This window comes from Hyphomonadaceae bacterium ML37 (genome assembly GCA_027627685.1).
In the GTDB taxonomy this organism is placed as follows: domain Bacteria; phylum Pseudomonadota; class Alphaproteobacteria; order Caulobacterales; family Maricaulaceae; genus Oceanicaulis.
This window is the reverse complement of the sequence record CP091241.1, coordinates 2,383,088-2,402,853: the sequence shown is the minus strand read 5'-3', so window position 1 is coordinate 2,402,853 and position 19,766 is coordinate 2,383,088. Positions and strand designations below refer to the sequence as shown.

Here is a 19,766-nt window from a genome sequence, read left to right as displayed (position 1 = left end):
AGCGATGGCGGCTATCCCCCGCCTCTATCCCGAAAAACGGGGACATAAGGCGGCGCTGTGGGGACATGCGGCGGGTCTGTGGAGTCTTGCAGCGGCCCTGTCGGGTCTTGCGGCGCTGCTGGTGACGCTTCGGGTCCTCGATCTGGCCCTGCCGCCGCCGATTGAAGCCGGACGCACCGTGTCCCTGGTGGTCGCCGACCGTGAGGGACGCGCCTTGCGCGCCTTCCCGGTGGAGGAGGGGCGCTGGCGTCTGGCCGCGGACCTCGACCGGATCGACCCGGCCTTCATCGAGGCGCTGCTGGCGGTGGAGGACCGGCGTTTTCGCGAGCATAACGGCGTGGACATACTGGCGCTGGTGCGCGCCACGGGTCAGGCGCTCACATCGGGCCGCATCCGGTCTGGCGGGTCGACCATTACCATGCAGACCGCCCGGCTGCTGGAGCCGCGCCCGAACCGCACCATCGGGGCCAAGCTCGTGGAGATGCTGCGCGCCTGGCAGCTGGAGACCCGGCTGAGCAAGGACGAGATCCTCGAACTCTACCTGACGCTGGCGCCCTATGGCGGCAATCTCCAGGGTGTGCGCGCGGCGAGCTGGGCCTGGTTTGACCGCGAGCCCGACCAGCTCACCCCGGACCAGATCGCACTTCTGATCGCCCTGCCTCAAGCCCCTGAAGCGCGCAGACCGGACCGGCGGCCCGAGGCGGCGCGGGCGGCGCGCGCGCGGCTGCTTCAGCGCATGGCGCGGCTGGAACTGATCAGCGAGACGCGGGCACTGGACGCGGCGGATGAGGCGCTGCCCGAGGGCCGTCAGGCCTTCCCAGCCCGCGCCTGGCACGCCGCCGAGACGGTGCGCGCCGGCGCGGGCGGCGCCGCAGAAGTGCGCTCGACGCTGGATTCGCGCCTGCAGGGCGAGGCCGAGCGCCTGATGGCGGCGCTGGCTCAGGCGGCGGGACCGGATGTGCAGGCCTCGGCCCTGATCGTGGAGATCGAGACCCGCGCCGTGCGCGCCGCGGTCGGGTCGGCGGGGCGCGACCGGGCGGGCGGCTGGATGGACTTGACCAACCGGCGCCGGTCACCGGGTTCGGCTTTGAAGCCTTTGATCTACGCCCTGGCGTTTGATGACGGCGCCGCCGCGCCATCGACGCGCATCGCCGATCTGCCGGCGCGGTTCGCCAGCTACCAGCCTGAAAATTTCGACCGCAGCTTCCGAGGCGAGGTGACGGTGGCCGACGCGCTGCAGCATTCGCTCAACGTGCCGGCGGTGCGCCTGCTCGACCGGGTGGGTCCGGCGCGTTTCACCGCCTCGCTGGCGCAGGCGGGCGGCGCGCCCGATGTTCCCGGCGCCCATAGCGGCGCGGCGGGTCTGGCTGTGGGGCTGGGCGGGCTGGGCCTGAGCGCGCGCAATCTGGCGCTGGTCTACGCCGCGCTGGGCGATGAGGGCCGCGCCCGGCCGCTGGTCTGGACGCAGGACGCGCTGGACCAGCCCGGGCCGACGCCTGTGCGCCTCGTCTCGGCCTCCAGCGCGCGCCAGGTCCTGACCATACTGGAAGGCTCGCCCGCCCCGCCGGGACGCATGCCGGCGCGGCTGTCCAGCGGAGCGCCCGCCATCGCCTACAAGACCGGCACGTCCTACGGCTATCGCGATGCCTGGGCGGCGGGGGTGGCGGGCGGCTATGTGATCGTGGTGTGGACCGGACGCCCGGACGGCGTGCCGCGCCCCGGCGTGACAGGACGCGCGGCGGCGCTGCCGGTGCTGTTTGACCTGTTCGACTCGGTGGCGCGCATCGATCCGGGTTTTGCGGCGCGCGCCCGCGCGCGCCATGAGCCAGGCGCCGCAGCCCCCTCTGCGCTGGACCGGTTTGCGCGCGCGGATGCGCCGCCGGAAATTCTCTTCCCGCCTGACCGCTCGGAAATCTGGGCCGATGAGCCGGGGCGGGGTTTCGTTCTGTCCGGGCGTGGCGATCGGGGGCTTGCCTGGTATGCCGATGGCGCGCCGGTGGAGCGGGACGCAGGCGGATCGCCGGTCTGGACGCCGGACGGCCCTGGCTTTTACGAGCTGACGGCGGTGGACGCGGCGGGCCGCTCCGCCCGGGTGCGTGTACGGGTGCGCATGCCATCGGGCTGAGACGCTGACGGGCCTGTGATCGCTGCGGACAGGCGCCGGGCTCGACGGGCCGTCGCAAGTCACGCTAGGTTCGCGGCCATAACCGAATTTGCGGAAGGACTGACCCCATGACCCTCCCGATCCTGCGCAGCGCTTTGGCGCTGCTCGCGGCGGCGGTATTGACAGCGGGCGCCAGCGCCCAGTCGCCCCTGACCATCGAAGACCTGTTCGAGATCCGCCAGGCGGGCGGCGCCGCGATCTCTCCCGACGGCCAGTCAGTGGCCTACACCGTCACCGTGCCGCGCAATGCGCCGGGCGGCGACGCGGACGGCGTGCCCCATGTGGAGCTGCACATCGCCACCGGCGCAAACCAGAGCCGCGCCTATGTGGCGGGCGAGGGGCGGGTCAGCGCCATCGCCTGGACGCCGGACGGGCAGGGGGTGACCTTCCTGGCCAATCGCGCCGGCGACAGCGCCACGGCGCTTTACCGCATCGATGTTGCGGGGGGCGAGGCCCAGCGCATCTATTCGCACAGCCAGGCGATCCGCAGCTATGCCATCGCGCCGGACGGCAATACGCTGTTCTTCGTGGCCCAGGACCGGCCCGATCCGATGCGGGCGCGCCTGAGCGAGCGGGGTTTTCGGGCCAATGTGTTCGAGGAGCAGCAGATCTTCTCCCATGTCTGGCGCGCGGACCTGAGCGACCCGGACGCCGACGCCACAAAGTTCGATCTGCCCGGCCACGCCACGCAAGTGGTGCTGAGCCCGGACGGGTCGCTGCTGGCGGTCGATCTGGCGCCCACGGCGCTGGTGGATGACAATCTGATGAGTCGGCGCTGGCATGTGGTGAACGCGCGCACCGGCGCGGTCATCTCGTCTGCGCAGACCCTGAGCAAGCTGGGGCCTGCGGCCTTCTCGCCCGATAATGCGCGTCTGGCCTTTCTGGCCGGCGTGGACCGGGCGGACCCTACGGCGGGCACGCTGCATATCGCCGATGTCAGCTCCGGCGCGATGGAGATCATCGCGCGCGACGCCGAACAGCATCTGTATGGCTTTGCCTGGCAGGATGAGCGGACCGTGCTGACGCTGGCCCATACCGGCGTGACCAGCGCGCTGGTCCAGTATGGCGTGGACGGTGATGAGCAGGATCGCACGCCGTTCGAGGGCGGCATCCTGCGCGCCATCGATTTGCATCGCGAGACCGGCGCCATCGCCGCCGTGGTGGATGCGCCGACCCATCCGCGTGAGGTGTTCGTGGCGCGCTCTGGCGCCGCCTTCGCCCGCTGGACCGATCTCAACCCGCAACTGGCCGATATCGCCTGGGGCGACCAGCGCGTATTCGAGTGGACGGCGCGCGATGGCGAACGGGTGGAAGGCGTGCTGATCACGCCGCGCGGGCGTCCGCCGCGGGGCGGCTGGCCGCTGATCATGACGGTCCATGGCGGGCCGGAAGCCCATGACAGCGATGGCTGGCTGAATAATTATTCGCGCTTCGGCCATGTCGCCACGGGCGAGGGATTTGCCATCCTGTTCCCGAATTATCGCGGCTCCACGGGCCGGGGCGAGCGCTTCATGAAGCTCGACCATCTCGACCCGCCGGGCGACGAGTTCTGGGACATTGTCGACGCCATTGCGCCGCTGGCGGAGGAAGGCCTTGTTGATCCCGACCGCGTCGGCATCACGGGCGGCTCCTATGGGGGATTCGCTTCGGCCTGGGGCGCCACTATCGCCACGGAACACTTCGCCGCCGCCGCGCCGTTCGTGGCGCTGACCGATCTGGTTTCATTCTTCGGCACCACCGAGATTCCCGTTGAAATGATCGACGTCCATTTCATGGAATGCCCGTGGGAGAATTTCGATCTGTACGTGGACAAGAGCCCGATCCGCCATGCGCAGGGCTCGCGCACGCCCACGCTGATCCTGCATGGCGAAGCCGACACGCGTGTGGATACGACCCAGTCCTTCATCCTCTACCGCTTCCTGCAGATGGCCGGCGAGGCGCCGGTGCGTCTGGTGACCTATCCTGGCGAGGGCCACGGCAATGCCCGGGCGGCGGCGCAGTATGACTATGCGCTGCGGGTGATGCAGTGGATGCAGCACTATCTGCAGGGCGAGGGCGGCGAACCGCCGCCCGCCGAACTGCCCCTGCCCGAATTGCTGGGGCTGGACGACTGACGATCAGGGCCGGGCGTGCGATGTGCGCCCGGCCTTTTTCTGTCCTGCTGGCGCGATTAGCGTTAGTCTGCCGCCTTGCCCGATCCATGAAGCTGCCTGGAGCCTGCCCCATGCGTTCTGTGCTGGTCACCGCCCTTGTTTCCGCCGCTGTTCTGGCCGCCTGCGGCGCGCCCGCGCCCAGCCTTGGGCCGGATGGCGGGCCGGGCGCAGACAGGTCAGCGCCGGACCTGCGGCTGGACCGCGACCCGGCGCGCGAGCGGGGAGAGGCGCTGACCATTGAGCGGGTGTTCGGATCGCCGAACCTCACCGGTCCGTCGCCGCAAGGCCTGCGCTTTTCGCCCGACGGGGCGCGCATCACCTTCCAGCGGGCGCGCGAGGATGACCGCACGGTGCTGGACTTGTGGGCCATGGATGTGGCCGACGGGCGGACTTACAGGCTGGTGGATGCGCGCGCGCTGGTCCCCGAAGAGGGCGAACTGTCCGAAGCCGAGATCCAGTACCGAGAGCGCGCGCGGATCAGCCAGACCGGCGTGGTGGCCTATGACTGGGACGCCGAAGGGCGCGCCATCCTGGTCCCGCTGGATGGCGATCTGTTCTATGTCGACGTGGAGAGCGGCGAAGCCCGGCGCCTGACCGAGACGCCCGAGTTCGAGACCGGTGCCCGTGTCAGCCCGGACGGTCGCAATGTCTCTTTCATTCGCGACCAGAATCTCTGGATCCATGATCTGGAGACGGGTGAGGCGCGCGCTATGACCGAAGAGGGCGACGGCCCGGTGAGCTGGGGCGTGGCCGAGTTCGTCGCCCAGGAGGAAATGCGCCGCTATACCGGATACTGGTGGTCACCGGACGGATCACGCGTGGCGGTTACCCGCATCGACGAGACGCCGGTGGATATCGTGCCGCGGTTCGGGATCACGGCCGAGGGCGTGAATGTCGCCGACCAGCGCTATCCGCGTGCTGGCACGCCCAATGCCCTGATCGAGCTGTGGGTCATCGATATCGCCAGCGGGAACCGCGTGCAGATCGATCTGGGCGAAGAGACCGACATCTATCTGGCGCGGGTGAACTGGAACGAGGCGGGCGACCGTCTCTATGTCCAACGCCAGAACCGCGCCCAGACGCAGCTGGACGTGCTGGGCGCCGATCCGGCGACGGGCGCCAGCGATCTGGTGCTGCGCGAGGAAGCGGACACCTGGATCAACCTCTCCAACGACCTGACGCCGCTGGAGGGCGGAGGGTTTCTGTGGACGTCGGAGCGGTCGGGCTTCCGCCATATATACCACGTGGACGCGGACGGCGGGGTGCGGGCGCTGAGCGAAGGCGAGTGGGTCGTAGACCGCATCACCGGCCTCTCGGCCGATGGCGCAACGGTATATTTTGAAGGCTGGACGGAGACGCCGCTGGAGCGCCAACTCTATGCCGTGGCGTTCGAGGGCGGAACGCCCGTTCAGATCACCAGCGGGGCGGGGCGCTGGAGCGCGTCGCTGGGCGAGGGCGGGACGGCCTATATCGGCACATATTCCGATCCCGATACGCCGCCCCAGACCGGGCTCTACTCAATAGACGGGTCGCGCATCGCCTGGATCGAGGAGAATGCGCTGGATGAGGACCACCCCTACCACGAATTTGTGGACGCCCATCTCTCGCCGGAGTTCGGCACGCTGACCGCCGCTGACGGTCAGACCGAGCTGCACTGGTCCATGCTGCGTCCGGACCACTGCACCGCCAGCGCGCGTTGCCCGGTGATCGTCCAGGTCTATGGCGGGCCGCTGGTGCAGACGGTGAGCCGCGGCTGGGTCAATCCGCGCGACCAGCTCTTCCCGGCGCACGGCTATATCCTGTTCAAGCTGGACAATCGTGGCAGCTCCAATCGCGGCCACGCGTTTGAGGCGGCGCTGCACCGGCGCATGGGGATTGTCGAGGCGCAAGACCAGCTGGCGGGGCTGGATTACCTGCAGGGGCTGGATTTCGTGGACCCGGACCGGATCGGTCTGTGGGGCTGGTCCTATGGCGGATACATGACGCTGATGACCACGCTGCAGGCGCCGGGGCGCTTTGCAGCCGCCGTCGCGGGCGCGCCTGTGACCGACTGGGCGCTGTATGACACCCACTATACCGAGCGCTATATGGGCATGCCGGATGAAAACGTGGACGGGTATGAGGCCGGGTCGGCGTTCGCGCATCTGGACGGATATGAGACGCCGACCCTGATCATTCACGGCATGGCCGACGACAATGTCACGTTCGATCAGTCGACCCGCCTGTTCGCGGCGCTGCAGGCGCGCGGCGAGCGGTTTGACATGATGACCTATCCCGGCGAGCGCCATGGCGTGCGCCCGCCGCCGCTGCAAATCCATTTGTGGCGCACGATCTTTGGCTATTTCGAGAGGGAAATGCCCGAGGAACAAGCCCCGTCCTGAGCACGCTTCCGCGCACTGGCACGAACCCTGCGTGATCCGCTGCGAGCGCGCCTTGGCGCGTACCGCTATGCGACGGGGATCGACATGACCGAGCCTGTGCTGATCGACTGGAATGAGGACAAGCGCGCGGAGTTCCGCAACGGCGTGATGACCGCGCGCCACCGCCTTCACATGGCGCCGGAGTTTACCGATCTGGCGCTGGCGGCGCTGCTGGAGCGCCATCCGCGCGAGCTCACCGATATCTGCACCATGGGCGACGACCCGGCGGACCGCGAAAGCTGGCGCGCCGGCTCGGCGTGCAACATGTCCGGCATGCAGCTGATCGAGGCGGTGCGCGAGGGCAAGCTGTGGATCAATCTGCGCGAGGCGATGAACCAGGACCCGGTCTACAAGCCGATCTTTGACGCCCTGTTCGCCCAGCTCAAGCGCCTCAACCCCGACTACCGGCCGATCAGCGCCTATGGCGGCATTCTGATTTCCTCGCCCAAGGCCCAGGTCTTCTACCATGCTGATGTGTCTGAAACCTTGCTGCTGCACGTGAAGGGCAAGAAGCGCTTCCGCATCTATCCGCCCCGTGCGCCCTGGCTGAGCGACCAGTCCATGGAGCAGATCCTGCACAAGACCCAGACCGAGGACATTCCGTTCGACCGGGCCTGGGACGCGGACGCGGCGATGATCGATCTGACGCCGGGCAGCTTTGTCAGCTGGCCGCTGCATGCGCCTCACCGGGTGGAGAATCTGGAAGGGCTGAATGTGTCGGTCACCTGCGAGGTGGTGACGCGCCAGTCCATGATGAAAAACGCTGTGCTGCACGCCAATGGCGCCCTGCGCCGGATGGGCCTGAACCCGCGCTCCTCCAGCCCGCACGGTGTGCAGGCGGTGGCGAAGCTCGCCTTCTCCAAAGCCTGGAAGGTTTGGGACAAGCTGGCGGGCGGGCGCAAACCCATGCCCAAGAGCGAGGAGACGTTCGACGTCGATCTCGCCAGCGAGGCCGGATTCCGCGACCGTCACGCTGCGGCGGCCTGACCGGCCAGTCTTGGCGGGGCGGCTGACTCAGACTAGGTCTGGGCCATGCCGCTTCATCTGGTCAAACTCTGCGTCGGCGCCGACTCCATCGAGGATCTCGAGGCGTGGCGAGATCAGATCGCTCCGCGCGGGCAGCTCATGCCCCACACCACCCGCATGACGCCCAAGCGCGCGGCGGAGCTGGCGGAGGGCGGGTCGCTCTACTGGGTGATCAAGCGGCTGATCCAGGTGCGCCAGCGCATCGTGGAGCTGGACGAATTCACCGACGAAACCGGTATCAAGCGCTGCACGATCTGGCTTGATCGCGAGATTGTGCGCACCGCGCCTGCGCCGCGCCGTCCGTTTCAGGGCTGGCGCTATCTCAAGGCTGAAGACGCCCCCGCCGATCTGTCTGTCCAGACCGGCGGGGAGGAGTTGCCGGACGCCCTGCGCTCGCAACTGATCGAGATGGGCGCCTGGTGACCTATTCGGTCCGGTAGGCGGTGATGGTGTCGCCGCCAGCGGTGCGCAGCACCAGCGCGCCCTCATCGGTGAGGTCGAACATCGTCACCTGGGACAATTGTTCCAGCAGACGCGTTTCCTGGTTCATCGCCTCATCCGGGCAGGCCATCTGGGTCGACGCCAGCTCGGAGAGGGTCAGCGCCTCGCCCGTCAGCGTGTAGCCGCCCATGAAGCGGTTGCAGCCGCCGGAGCCCGACACGCGGCCGTCTTCAAAGCGGATCGACAGCTCGCGATCACTGTCCAGCGCGTCGCCGCCGAGCATGGCGAGCGTCCAGTTGGCGTCGGCGAACAGGGTCTCAGGATCGCCGCCGCAGCCTTCGAACGTATCCGGGCGCGGGCGCGCAATCACCGTGAAGGGGTGCGGCATGCCGGTGGCGATGTCCCGGCAGATGTCGCGGCGGAAGACGACATGGCTTTCGCTGTCCGGGTCTTCGAACCGGAAGCGGGCTGGCACGACGTCAGGCTGGCGGGTCGGGAAACTGATGAGCGCCTCGGTCTGGCGGTAGATGGTCGTGGAGTCCCGCTCGACAAGCACGTGCCAGTTGGGCTCATGGCCGTAGCCGCGCAGCGGCAGCAGGGCCAGGTATTCGTCGGTGATCGGTCCGCCGGCCTCGCCGGGGGTGGCGCGTCCGTCAGAGTCGAAGTCCACAGGCGCGGGCTCAGCGGCGGCGGCGTCGATCGGATCGTCCGAGGCAGGTTCCGTTGAAGCGGGCTCACCGTCCGTCGACGGGGCGGCGCCGTTGTCGTCAAACATTTCCGAACAGGCGGCGGTGAGCAGGCTGGCGGCGAACGCGAGGGCAAGGGCTCGAAACATTTGGAACATTCCTCTTGGCAGCTTATCGGCGGGCGATGATGGTGCGGCCGTCCTCGGCCGTGAGGACCAGTCCGGTTCCGTCTTCACTGGCCTCATAGCGTGCGGCCTGACTGAGCAGGGTCAAGAAGGTGCGCTCCTGCTGCATCCGGTCATCGGCGCAGGCCATGCGTGTGGTGCTCAGGGCGCCGATGGTCAGCGATCCGGCGTCGGCCTGGTAATCGCCGTTGAACCGGTTGCAGCCTGCGCTGCCGGTTACGCCATTGGGCAGGAAGGCGATGGTAGGCGCGGCGTCGGCGAGGGCCGCACGGCCTTCAATTTCCGTCACCGTCCATTCGGGCCCGATCAGAACGTCTTCCGCCCCGGCTTCCAGCACAGTGTCCTGCGCCGTCTCTTCAGCGGGCGGCGCTGTATCCGCTACGGGATCGGGCGCGCTGCAGGCGGCCAGCAGAAGGGCGGACACGGGAAGAGCGAAGGCGAGGCGGATCATGGGGCGGCTCCTGTCATGCGGCGCCCCGGGGCGCTGCTCGCCCGTAACCCTAGCACGCCGCGCCCCGCCAGTGCAGGGGGGGGCTCAGCCGCGCCCGTCAGCCACATGCACCGCAGGACCCGCCGGCACGACGCCGCTGGGATTGATCATGTCATGGCTCTCGTAATAGTGCCGCCTGGCGTGATCGAGATTGAACAGGCCGGCCACATCCTCATGGGCGTGCAGGCGCCGGGCATAAGCCGACAGGTGCGGGTAGTCGATCAGGCGCTTGAGATTGCACTTGAAATGCCCGTGATAGACCGGATCGAAGCGCACCAGCGTGGTGTAGAGCCGCCAGTCGGCCTCGGTCAGCACATCGCCGGTGAGCCAGCGCCGTTCGTCGGACAGGCGCGCTTCGAGCCAGTCGAGGCTGTCGAACAGCGCGGTGACGGCGCTCTGATAGGCGGACTGGCTGGTGGCGAAGCCGGATTTGTAGACGCCGTTGTTCACCGTGTCGTAGATTCGCGTGTTGAGCTCATCGATCTCGCCGCGCAGGGCTTCGGGGTAATAGTCGCCTTCCCTGGCGTCCACGCCGTCAAAGGCGGAGTTGAACATGCGGATGATGTCGGCGCTCTCATTGGAGACGATGGTCCCCGTCTGTTTGTCCCACAGCACCGGCACGGTGACGCGGCCTGAATAGTCCGGGGCGGCGGCGGTGTAGACCTGGTGCATGAATTGCGCGCTGTGGATCGGGTCGGGAATGACGCCTGGCCCGTCCTTAAATGTCCAGCCATTCTCCTTCATCAGCCAATGCACCACCGACAGGGAGATCATGTCCTCCAGCCCCTTGAGCCGCCGGAACACCAGCGTGCGGTGCGCCCAGGGACAGGCCAGCGAGACATAGAGGTGATAGCGTCCGGGCTGCGCCTTGAAGCCGCCCTCGCCCGCCGGGCCGGGGGCGCCGTCAGCGGTCACCCAGTTGCGGAAGACGCTGTTCCAGCGCTCGAATTTTCCGCCGGTGGACTTGGTGTCATACCATTCGTCTGTCCAGACGCCGTCGATCAGCCGTCCCATCAGGAGGCCTCCTTTTTGGTCTGCTTGCAGGATTGGGGCGCGAAGAGGGCGATCAGAACCGGCCTTGCTGATAGTCCAGCATGGCCTGACGGACCTCGCCTTCAGTGGTCATCACGAACGGGCCGGCCCAGACGATGGGTTCGCCGATGGGATAGCCCGCCGCCAGCATGATGCGCGCGCCCTCGGGTCCGGCCTCGATGCGCACGCTGTCGCCCGGGCCGTAGACCCCAAGTTGGGCCTCGCCGAGGCTGACGCCGCCCGAGGTGACCGATCCCGAATGGGTGGCGATGAAGGCGGTCTTGCCGCTGGCGACGGGCTCTTCGAACACGCTCCCCGGCGCCATGCGCAGCTCGGCGTAGAAGGGCTCCACGGTGATGTCGCGCACTGGTCCTTCCACACCCGTGGAGGTGCGCCCGGTGACGATTTTGGCGGTGACGCCCTCGCGTTCATCGGCCGGAATCTGGGCTTCACCAAACTCCTGATAGCCGGGGTCTTTCATCTTTTCGGCGCGCGGCAGGTTCACCCAGAGCTGGAACCCGCTCATTAGCCCGTCATCCTGCTCGGGCATTTCCGAATGGATGATGCCGCGCGCGGCGGTCATCCACTGCACGCCGCCCGGCCCGATCACGCCTTCATGGCCTTTATTGTCCTGATGGCGCATCCGGCCCTCCACCATATAGGTCACCGTTTCGAACCCCCGGTGGGGGTGAGGCGGGAAACCGGCGAGGTAATCGCCCGGATCATTGGAGTGGAACTTGTCGAGCATCAGGAAAGGGTCCAATGCGCGCAGTTCGGGCGTTCCGAGCATGCGCGTCAGCTTCACGCCGGCGCCGTCGGAGGCCGGCATGCCGCGCGTGGTCTTGACGATGGGGCGAAGGGACATGGCGCTTCATCCTTGCTGTGATCAGTGTCGTGTGAACCCAACATGGCCATGCAGGGCGGCGTTGGCGAGGGTGCGCGCCGGCCAGATTGTGTTTCCGCGCGCGCAACACTGCGGGCAAATCGCGCCGCACAGCGCATGGACAGACAGGCGGCAGGCGGCTACGGCTCCTGCCGCATAGCAAGATCAGGATATCCGCGCATGACCAGCGAGCCGTTTGTACTGGGCTGGGAGGAATGGGCCGCCTTCCCGGGTCTGGGCCTGCCCGCCATCAAGGCGAAAGTCGACACCGGCGCGCGCACCAGCGCCCTGCATGCTGTGGCGGTCGAACAGTTCGGCCCGGACCGCGCGCCCCAGGTGCGCTTCATCATGCATCCGATCCCTGAGCGCCCGGATCTGGAGATCATCTGCGCGGCCCCGGCCGTGGACCGGCGCGAAGTGATCTCGTCCAATGGCGAAAGCGAGCTGCGCTGGGTGATCAAGGTCGACGTGCGCATGGGCGACCGGACCTGGCCCATCGAGGTGACGCTGACCAATCGCGAAACCATGCAGTACCGCATGCTGCTGGGGCGCTCGGCGATCCTGGACGACATGGTGGTCAATCCCGGCCAGTCCTGCGTGCAGGGCCAGCTGTCCTACGATCTCTACGGCGACGCCCCGCGCAAGCCGCCGGTGCGCCGCCCCCTGCGCATCGCCATCCTGACGCGCGAGCCGCGCAATTACTCCTCCCGGCGCCTGAAACAGGCCGCCGAGGCGCGCGGCCACGTGGCCGAGATGATCAATACCGCCCGCGTCACCATCGCCATCAACACGCTCGCCCCGGCGGTGTATTTTGATGGCCGGCGGCTGTCGCGCTTTGATGCGGTGATCCCGCGCATCGGCGCGTCCATGACCAATTACGGCATGGCGGTGCTGCGCCAGTTTGAAATGACCGGCGCCTATATCCTGAACTCGGCCGAAGCCATCGGCGCCAGCCGCGACAAGCTGTACGCCCACCAGCTGCTGGCGCGCGCCGGGATCGGCATGCCGACCACCGCTTTCGCCCACTCGCCCAAGGACACGCGCAACCTGATTGAACATGTGGGCGGCGCGCCGCTGGTGGTGAAGCTTCTGGAAAGCACGCAGGGGCGCGGCGTGGTGCTGGCCGAGACGCGCAAGGCGGCCGAGAGCGTGATCGACGCCTTCCGCGGCCTGGACGCCAACTTCATCGTGCAGGAATTCGTCAAGGAAGCCGGCGGCGCGGACATTCGCTGCTTTGTGGTGGGCGGCAAGGTGGTGGCCGCCATGAAGCGTCAGGCCCAGGCGGGTGAGTTCCGCTCCAATTTGCATCGCGGCGGCGAGGCCCAGCCCGTGCGCATCACCCGCAATGAGCGCGCGGCGGCGATCAGGGCTGCGCGCGCCATGGGCCTGTCTGTGGCGGGCGTGGATTTGCTGCGCGCGGACTCCGGTCCCAAAGTGCTGGAGGTCAATTCCTCCCCTGGGCTGGAAGGCATCGAGGCGACGTCCAAGAAGAATGTCGCCGACATGATCATCGAGCATGTCGAAACCCATGTGCGCACCGTGTCGGCCCGGCCCGCCCGGCGCAGCCAGCGCAGCGCGCCACCCTCCGCACAATAAAAGCCCCGCACAAAAAAACCCCGCGAGACCGGAACGCGGTCTCGCGGGGCTTCGACGCCCGGGCGCGGGGCAAGGGGGGACAGGCCGCGCCCGGTCAGATCAGGCCAGTTACGGCATGATCACGGTGTCGATGACATGGATCACGCCATTGGAGGCTTCGATGTCAGCGCTGATCACGGTGGCGCCGTCAACGGTGACCGTGCCGTCTTCACCGACGACCACATTGACCGTGCCGCCCTGCAGGGTGGTCAGGTCATAAGTGCCGGCCGGGGTCTCGGCGGCGAGGTATTCGCCGGCCACGACGTGGTAGGTGAGGATCTCGGTCAGCTGATCGAGATTGTCCTCCTCAAGCAGGCTCTCGACCGTGCCGGACGGCAGGGCGTCGAACGCGGCGTTGTTCGGCGCGAACACCGTGAACGGACCTTCGCCCGACAGGGCTTCGGCCAGGCCCGCGGCGGTGACCGCAGCCACCAGGGTCGAGAAGTCGTCATTGCCAGCGGCGATTTCGACGATGTTCTGTTCGGTCGCAGCCATGTGGCCGCCGCCATGATGGTCGGCCAGCGCGGTCGCGGAGACGGCGCCAAGGGCGAGAACGGACGAGGCCAGAAGGGTTGAGATACGCATGGGGAGTGCTCCTTGAAGGGGCTGTTGATTGGATTTCGAGCGCAGCAAGGTTTTGAGCCCTGCAGCGGTTCTAGTGTATATAGAACATACCAACATACGCATCGGTTCCCGTCCCGGATCACTCAGGGACCAGGATGACCAAAAGTTAATTCTGCGAGGGGGAAGCGGCGCGGTTGTCGATCAGCCGCGTAGACCCGACCCGAACCGCCGCCAGCACCCGCGCCGGGCGGGCCAGCGGTCCTGGGCCCAGCGGCGCGAGGGTCAGCGCGCAGCGCGCGGTGACATAATCCACGCTGTCAAAGGCTGCGCGCGCGGCGTCCAGCGCTGCCGCTTCGGCCTGTGCGATGTCGCCGCCCGCCTCAAGCTGTGCGGCGAACTCGGCGAGGATCACATTGAGGCGGGCTGCGCGCTCGCGGTCGGCGGCCGAGAGATAGGCGTTGCGCGAGGACAGGGCGAGGCCGTCGGGCTCGCGCACCGTCTCGCCGGCCTCGATCAGTGTTTCCAGATCGAGATCGGCGGCGAGGCGTTTGATCACCAGAAGCTGCTGGTAATCCTTCTCGCCAAACACCGCCACGTCCGGGCGGACCTGATTGAGCAGCTTGGTCACCACCGTGGCCACGCCGGTGAAGAAGTGCGGGCGCGCCGCGCTTTCCAGCCCGTCAGCCGGGCCGGTCAGGGTGACGGTGGTGGCGAAGCCGTCCGGGTACATGTCGCGGGCGCGCGGCGCGTACAGGAGATGGCATCCGGCGGCAGCGAGCCTGGCTGCGTCGGCCTCCAGCGTGCGCGGATAGGCGTCGAAATCCTCCCCCGGCGCGAACTGGGCGGGATTGACGAAGATGCTCGCCACCACCCGGTCGCAGCGCGACAGGGCCTGCGTCACCAGTGCGATATGTCCCGCGTGCAGGGCGCCCATGGTAGGGACGAAGCCGATGCTCAGCCCGGCCGCCCGCCATCCCGCGAGGACGGCGCGCAGATCGCTGACGGCGCTGACGAGGGGCAAGGGAAGGGTCAAGGCGCGCGGGCTCCGGCAATTCATGGCGGCGCGCACGCTAGGCGCAGCAGGGGCGCGCGCGCAAGCGCGCGACTCGGTGTATCGGTTCAGCCCATGAAACACGCATTGCTCATCCTCGCCGTTTTGAGCGTGTCGGCCTGCGGCGCCACCACTGCCTCTCCGGGCTCTCCCGAATCCATGCGCGCGGCGTCGCTGGCGCGGCTGCTGGAACAGACCGCAGCGCAGGACCCGGCACGGATTGTGGCGGCGGACGGTGAGATGGCGGCGCTGGAATATGCGCTGCTGGCGCGGCCTGATGTCACGCCGCAGGCCGCTGCGCCGGAACCGGCATCTGAGCCCTTGCCCGCGCCGGACCTGACCGGCGCGCGGTCCGTCCTGCATGGCGTGCATCTGACCTCCTATCGCGATCAGGCGCATGTGGCGGCGGGCTGGCGGGCGCTGCAGGGGGCGCTGCCTGCGCTCGACGGCCTGAGCGCGCGCGTGGCGCCGGCCGATCTGGGCGAGCGTGGCGTGTATCTGCGTCTGAAAGCCGGACCCTTCGACAGCCGCGATGCGGCGCAAGCCTGGTGCGCGCAGGCGCAGGCGGAAGGTTACTGGTGCCAGCCGGTGGATTTCACCGGCGCGCCGGTTTCCGGTCCGGGCTCCGGTCCGCACGGCGGATGACCCCTTCTCAAGGCGGCGCGCTGGTGTATCCATGAGGCCCGCCTGAGGGCCTGACACCCATGTCCACGTCCAACGCCGAACGCTCCATGCAGCCTGAGCCGACCGACGGGTCGGCCCATGTCATTGTCGTGGGCAATGAAAAGGGCGGGGCGGGCAAATCCACCGTGGCCATCCATCTGGCCGTGGCGCTGATGCGCATGGGCAAGACGGTGGGCGTGATCGATCTCGATCTGCGTCAGGCCACGCTGACGCGCTATCTGGAAAACCGCCGCCGATGGGCGCAGCGGCGCTCGGCCGCCCTGCCCATGCCTTTGGAAAAGACACTGCCCACACCGGCGGCCCGCAGCCTCGATGATGTGGAGGCCGAGGAGCAGGCCGCCTGGGACGCCGCGCTGGCGGCGCTGAAAGCCGAATGCGATTTCATCATCGTCGATGCGCCGGGCGGCGACACCCATTATGCGCGCCTGGCCCACGCCAGCGCCGACACCATCGTCACGCCGATCAATGACAGCTTTGTCGATTTCGCCCTGCTGGCCGATGTGGACCCCGAAACCTTCGAAGTGGGCCGGCCCAGCGTCTATGCCGCCATGGTGTGGGAGTGCCGCAAGCTGAAAGCCCGCTCCCAGCGGCGCACGATTGACTGGGTGGTGATGCGCAACCGCATCTCCATGCTGGATGCGCTCAACAAGCGCCGGGTGTGGGACGGGCTGAAAAAACTCTCCGAACGCATCGGCTTCCGCCTGGCGCCGGGGTTTTGCGAGCGGGTGATCTATCGCGAGCTGTTCCCCGCCGGCCTCACCCTGCTGGACCTGACCGAAAGCGGCTCCAAAGCCCCCTTCACCATGAGCCATGTGGCCGCCCGCCAGGAATTGCGCGAGCTGATCATTATCCTCAAACTGCCAGGGCTCGCGGGCGCGCGCATGCCGTTCTGATCGGAGGGCGCTGATGAACCTGCTGATCCCCTTTCTGGCCGCCATCGCCGTGATGCTCGCGCTGGCGTGGGCGTTCTCGCGCATGAAGACGCAAAACGCCGCCCTGCTCCTGCGCGTGGGGCTGGGCGTGGCGGGCGTTGTCGGCGGGATCGTGCTGACCGTGCGCGGCCTCGCCGTCGCGGGCATTCCGGTGCTGGCCGCGGGGCTCGGCCTGCTGGGCGTGGCGGCGCGGGGCGGTCAAGGTGGGCAGGGCGGCAAGGGCGGCGCGTCAGGACCGGGCGCAGATGCTGGTTCTGACGCCGGGTCAGGCCAGCGCCAGCCACCGCCGGGCCGCGCCCGGCCGGGCGCGATGACCCGGCGCGAGGCGGCGCAAATCCTCGGCGTCTCCGAAACCGCCAGCGAGGACGAGATCCGCCGCGCCCACCGCGAGCTGATGAAAAAACTCCACCCCGACGCCGGCGGCTCCGGCCCGCTGGCGGCGCAAGTGCAGGAAGCGCGGGATGTGTTGCTGGGGTGAGGGGGCTTTTGGACCTCACGTCAGGTCTGAAACTTCTAAATCTTTGAAACCTTTGGCTCCCGGTTGCCGCTCCAGGTGAAGCGCCAGGTCACGCCCTGGCGGATGTTCTGGACGGTGTGGGGGCGCAGCGCGGCCAGGCAAAGGCCTCCGGGCCTGCGCACGGACGGATAAATCAGGCCGGCATACCCGGCCTGCAGCACCTCCCGGGCGAGGCGCTGCCCTTCGCCATAGCCGATAGCGGGATCGGGATCGAGGAAGGGCGCTCCGAGACAGGCTCTAAGGTCGATCATCGGCGCGGTGAATCCGGCGATGAGTTCGCGATAGTGCGTGACGTTCTCTAAAATTCCGGTGTTTTCGAGCTCGCGCGTCAGATGCCAGCCGACTTCGGCCTGTGCGGTTTCCTGCATGGCGTCGCCCCAGCACGCATACCACGCGCCGCGCTCCGGCCCGTTGAAGCGATTGCCCGTGGGCCTTGTGTAGCAGAAGGCGGCGTTCACATAGGTATAGCCATAGCCCGATGAGGCGGTGAGCAGTTCGGACCGCTTGAGGCCGGCCGGCAAAGGCATGTCGCGGTCCTGCCGGCGGGACGTGAGCGCTTCAAGCCGTTCCAGAACCGCCAGGCCGGCTGCGTCATCGGCGAGTGGCCCCATGGCGGGCTCCTGGATAAACGCGGTCGAGATCAGCCGGACTGTGGATTCTTGCGTGAAGGTGCAGGCCGGCAGCCCGCGCGGCGGGTCTGTCATCGCCGCCTCGGGCAATTCAGACACCGCCTCTGAGCGCGTCGATATGCTGGCGGACCTCGGCCAAGGCCGGTATGCCGCCCTCGATCATGTAGTCGACCGGCCTTCGCCCCTGATACGGCTCGCCGCGGTTGGGCGCCGTCGGCCAGCCATGGGTGAGCGGGCCGTTGAACAGCAGCCTCAGGCCCTTGTACGCACCGACGATCAGGCTGGCGCGTGTGACCTTGTCCCGGTCAAGATTGCCGTTGAACGTGCCGGATTTCATGCGCCCCCATGTGGCCGGGGCGACATCAAACAGGGCGGCTGCTTCGTCGTTTGAAAGCGCCCAGGCCTCCATGACGCGCACCACGGCCTTCACGATGACCGCCACTTCATCGCGGTCGGTGACGGGTTTCACACCCGGTTCGGCAAGGGTGGCGGCGACCATAGCGCTCTCCATATGAGACGTTTTTGTAACTCATATGATGGATAATGTCAAGAATTCTGGACGTGCGCCGGTGGCGTTCCTGAAGCGCCCCCCCTCACTTCAACCGCGGCACCGCGATCCCCAGCGCGCCTGCCGGCGCCGGCGCCGGTTTGTACCGGTACAGTTCGGCCGGGCGCCCGCCGGTGCGGCTTTCCAGCTGGCCGGTGCCGGTGACGAAGCCGGCGCGGTCGAGGGCGCGGCGGAAATTCTGTTTGTGCAGGGCGAAGCCGGAGATGGATTCGGCGAGCTTCTGCAGGTGGGAGAGGGTGAACAGGTCCGGCGTCAGTTCAAACACGATGGGGCGGTATTTCACCTTGCCGCGCAGGCGGGAAAGGGCCGTGGCCAGGATGCGCCGGTGATCCGACGCCATGGTCTCGCCAATGCGCAGGGCGCCGTTTGGCGCCTCGTCGCGGTCGCGGGCGGCTTCGGCGACCAGCTCGGCCTCGTAGAGGAGTTCGTAGCGGTCGAGCGCCCGCTCTTCATTCCAGGGTGCGCCATCGAGGCCGAACGTGGCGCGCACGCGCTGGGAGCGGGCGGCGCGCCGTCCGGGGGCGGCGGCCTCGTCAGCCCAGGAGCGCAGGGCGGGCTCGATGGCGTCGGTCAGGATGGCCGGGCGGCCCTCGCGGTGATCCTCCCACGGGAAGAAGCGGGTGACGTCCACCCAGCGCGCTTCGGCGCCCTTGAGGGGGCGGGCTTCGTGGGCGAGGCCCAGATAGCCCACCGAGATAACGCGCGCGCCCTGGGCGCCGGCGAGCGCCGCCACCGGCGCCTCGCGGCCCATATCGCCAAACGTGTAGAGCTGTTCGACATAGCCCAGTTCGAACCCGGTCTGGCCGCGCACCCATTCGCGCAGGCCGATCTCGAACGTGCGGTGGGTTTCGGGATCAAACGGACCAAAGGGCAGAGCGGTCTGGCCGCCCTCCAGGCTTTCGGTGACCAGAACCTGCAGCTCGCCCTCGCCATCGGCGGCGAAGATCACGGCGTTGAGGCCGACGACCAGACGGCCGAGCTTGGACGGGTCGATATCGGGCTTCATCGCGCGCGCTCGCGCTCGGCGCCGGCCAGCAATTGCTCGAACCGGTCGAGGAATTGCGCCTGCGCCTGCGGGGCGGACAGCGGATCGATGGTCAGGCGCACGCCGGCAGGCGGGCGGCCGAACAGCTTGCGCGCCTCTTCGGTGGAGAAGCCGGCAATCTGGGTGGCCTCAAAGAAGGCGCAGGTCTTGTCGGCGCGCTTGATCACGGCCTTGATCTCGGCGGGCAGTTCAGCGGGCAGGCCGTAGCGCATGTTCACCGCCCCTTCGAGCCTGGCTTCCACAATCTTGTAATCATAGCCCAGAGCGGCCTTGAAGGGCGAGATCATGTCGCCGATCACGTATTCGGCGGCATCGTGCAAGAGCGCGCCCAGGCGCCATGCGTAGGGCCAGTCAGGCTTCAGGCGCTGGCACACCCGCTCCACAATCACCGAATGCTCGGCCACCGAAAACGCATGCTCGCCATGGGTCTGGCCATTCCAGCGCGCCACGCGGGCCAGGCCGTGGGCGATGTCGGATATCTCGATATCCAGCGGCGAGGGATCGAGCAGATCGAGCCGGCGCCCGGACAGCATGCGCTGCCAGGCGCGCGGCGGCGGGGCCGGGGAGGGGGCGCGGGTCAATCGATCAGGCTCCGGGTTATCGCTCTATGCGTTCCGTCCTATCGCGAAACGGCGTAAGTTCAAGGCGCGCTCTTGGCGTA

The 19,766-nt window shown here is 68.0% G+C and carries 19 protein-coding genes; 9 read left to right on the top strand and 10 right to left on the bottom strand.

Annotated elements, in window-relative coordinates; translation table 11 throughout:
* Positions 1-121: 121 nt before the first annotated feature.
* From pbpC to L2D01_11835, 5 genes are all read left to right on the top strand, one after another.
* On the top strand, positions 122-2,125 hold the full coding sequence (gene pbpC, locus L2D01_11855) for a penicillin-binding protein 1C (GenBank protein WBQ09584.1): 2,004 nt from the start codon (positions 122-124) through the stop codon (positions 2,123-2,125).
* A 107-nt stretch (positions 2,126-2,232) separates the two neighbouring features.
* Complete coding sequence (locus L2D01_11850; GenBank protein ID WBQ09583.1) at positions 2,233-4,278, top strand: S9 family peptidase; 2,046 nt, start codon at positions 2,233-2,235, stop codon at positions 4,276-4,278.
* 110 nt (positions 4,279-4,388) lie between these two features.
* Positions 4,389-6,698, top strand: a complete 2,310-nt coding sequence (locus L2D01_11845) for a S9 family peptidase (protein WBQ09582.1) — start codon at positions 4,389-4,391, stop codon at positions 6,696-6,698.
* An 84-nt stretch (positions 6,699-6,782) separates the two neighbouring features.
* Positions 6,783-7,724, top strand: a complete 942-nt coding sequence (locus tag L2D01_11840) for a cupin-like domain-containing protein (protein WBQ09581.1) — start codon at positions 6,783-6,785, stop codon at positions 7,722-7,724.
* A gap of 45 nt (positions 7,725-7,769) precedes the next feature.
* Positions 7,770-8,186: a DUF1489 domain-containing protein gene (locus L2D01_11835; protein WBQ09580.1), complete on the top strand. Its 417-nt coding sequence runs from the start codon at positions 7,770-7,772 to the stop codon at positions 8,184-8,186.
* 1 nt (position 8,187) lies between these two features.
* Here the strand turns inward: L2D01_11835 and L2D01_11830 are convergent, their stop codons facing one another.
* The 4 genes from L2D01_11830 to L2D01_11815 all read right to left on the bottom strand — a co-directional run bounded on the left by L2D01_11830 (position 8,188) and on the right by L2D01_11815 (position 11,462).
* Positions 8,188-9,039 (bottom strand): META domain-containing protein, encoded by an 852-nt coding sequence (locus L2D01_11830; protein WBQ09579.1) that lies wholly within the window; start codon positions 9,037-9,039, stop codon positions 8,188-8,190.
* Between the two features lie 22 nt (positions 9,040-9,061).
* Positions 9,062-9,526: an META domain-containing protein gene (locus L2D01_11825; protein WBQ09578.1), complete on the bottom strand. Its 465-nt coding sequence runs from the start codon at positions 9,524-9,526 to the stop codon at positions 9,062-9,064.
* 84 nt (positions 9,527-9,610) lie between these two features.
* Positions 9,611-10,579 carry a glutathione S-transferase family protein gene (locus tag L2D01_11820; GenBank protein ID WBQ09577.1) on the bottom strand — a complete coding sequence of 323 codons (969 nt, stop codon included), beginning with the start codon at positions 10,577-10,579 and terminating at the stop codon, positions 9,611-9,613.
* A 52-nt stretch (positions 10,580-10,631) separates the two neighbouring features.
* Positions 10,632-11,462: a pirin family protein gene (locus tag L2D01_11815; protein ID WBQ09576.1), complete on the bottom strand. Its 831-nt coding sequence runs from the start codon at positions 11,460-11,462 to the stop codon at positions 10,632-10,634.
* Positions 11,463-11,660: 198 nt separating this feature from the next.
* Here L2D01_11815 and rimK point away from each other — a divergent pair, with 198 nt between their 5' ends.
* On the top strand, positions 11,661-13,076 hold the full coding sequence (gene rimK, locus L2D01_11810) for a 30S ribosomal protein S6--L-glutamate ligase (protein WBQ09575.1): 1,416 nt from the start codon (positions 11,661-11,663) through the stop codon (positions 13,074-13,076).
* Positions 13,077-13,184: 108 nt separating this feature from the next.
* Here the strand turns inward: rimK and L2D01_11805 are convergent, their stop codons facing one another.
* Together L2D01_11805 and panC are read right to left on the bottom strand one after the other, a co-directional pair.
* On the bottom strand, positions 13,185-13,700 hold the full coding sequence (locus tag L2D01_11805) for a fasciclin domain-containing protein (protein ID WBQ09574.1): 516 nt from the start codon (positions 13,698-13,700) through the stop codon (positions 13,185-13,187).
* 145 nt (positions 13,701-13,845) lie between these two features.
* Complete coding sequence (panC, locus tag L2D01_11800) at positions 13,846-14,712, bottom strand: pantoate--beta-alanine ligase (protein WBQ09573.1); 867 nt, start codon at positions 14,710-14,712, stop codon at positions 13,846-13,848.
* 93 nt (positions 14,713-14,805) lie between these two features.
* Between panC and L2D01_11795 the strand changes: the two genes are divergently transcribed.
* The 3 genes from L2D01_11795 to L2D01_11785 are packed head-to-tail and all read left to right on the top strand — an operon-like array spanning position 14,806 to position 16,824.
* Positions 14,806-15,375 carry an SPOR domain-containing protein gene (locus tag L2D01_11795; GenBank protein ID WBQ09572.1) on the top strand — a complete coding sequence of 190 codons (570 nt, stop codon included), beginning with the start codon at positions 14,806-14,808 and terminating at the stop codon, positions 15,373-15,375.
* A gap of 59 nt (positions 15,376-15,434) precedes the next feature.
* Positions 15,435-16,307 carry a division plane positioning ATPase MipZ gene (locus tag L2D01_11790; protein WBQ09571.1) on the top strand — a complete coding sequence of 291 codons (873 nt, stop codon included), beginning with the start codon at positions 15,435-15,437 and terminating at the stop codon, positions 16,305-16,307.
* 13 nt (positions 16,308-16,320) lie between these two features.
* Positions 16,321-16,824: a DnaJ domain-containing protein gene (locus tag L2D01_11785; protein WBQ09570.1), complete on the top strand. Its 504-nt coding sequence runs from the start codon at positions 16,321-16,323 to the stop codon at positions 16,822-16,824.
* Between the two features lie 35 nt (positions 16,825-16,859).
* Here L2D01_11785 and L2D01_11780 read toward each other — a convergent pair whose 3' ends face one another.
* The 4 genes from L2D01_11780 to L2D01_11765 form a co-directional block, all read right to left on the bottom strand.
* Positions 16,860-17,474 (bottom strand): RES family NAD+ phosphorylase, encoded by a 615-nt coding sequence (locus L2D01_11780; GenBank protein ID WBQ09569.1) that lies wholly within the window; start codon positions 17,472-17,474, stop codon positions 16,860-16,862.
* A gap of 109 nt (positions 17,475-17,583) precedes the next feature.
* The gene (locus tag L2D01_11775; protein ID WBQ09568.1) at positions 17,584-17,991 is read right to left on the bottom strand and encodes a hypothetical protein; all 408 of its coding nucleotides are present in this window, start codon (positions 17,989-17,991) and stop codon (positions 17,584-17,586) included.
* Positions 17,992-18,085: 94 nt separating this feature from the next.
* Positions 18,086-19,066, bottom strand: a complete 981-nt coding sequence (locus tag L2D01_11770) for an NAD regulator (protein ID WBQ09567.1) — start codon at positions 19,064-19,066, stop codon at positions 18,086-18,088.
* Positions 19,063-19,686: an HD family hydrolase gene (locus L2D01_11765; GenBank protein WBQ09566.1), complete on the bottom strand. Its 624-nt coding sequence runs from the start codon at positions 19,684-19,686 to the stop codon at positions 19,063-19,065. Before L2D01_11765 ends, L2D01_11770 begins: the two co-directional genes overlap by 4 nt.
* Between the last annotated feature and the right edge of the window lie 80 nt (positions 19,687-19,766).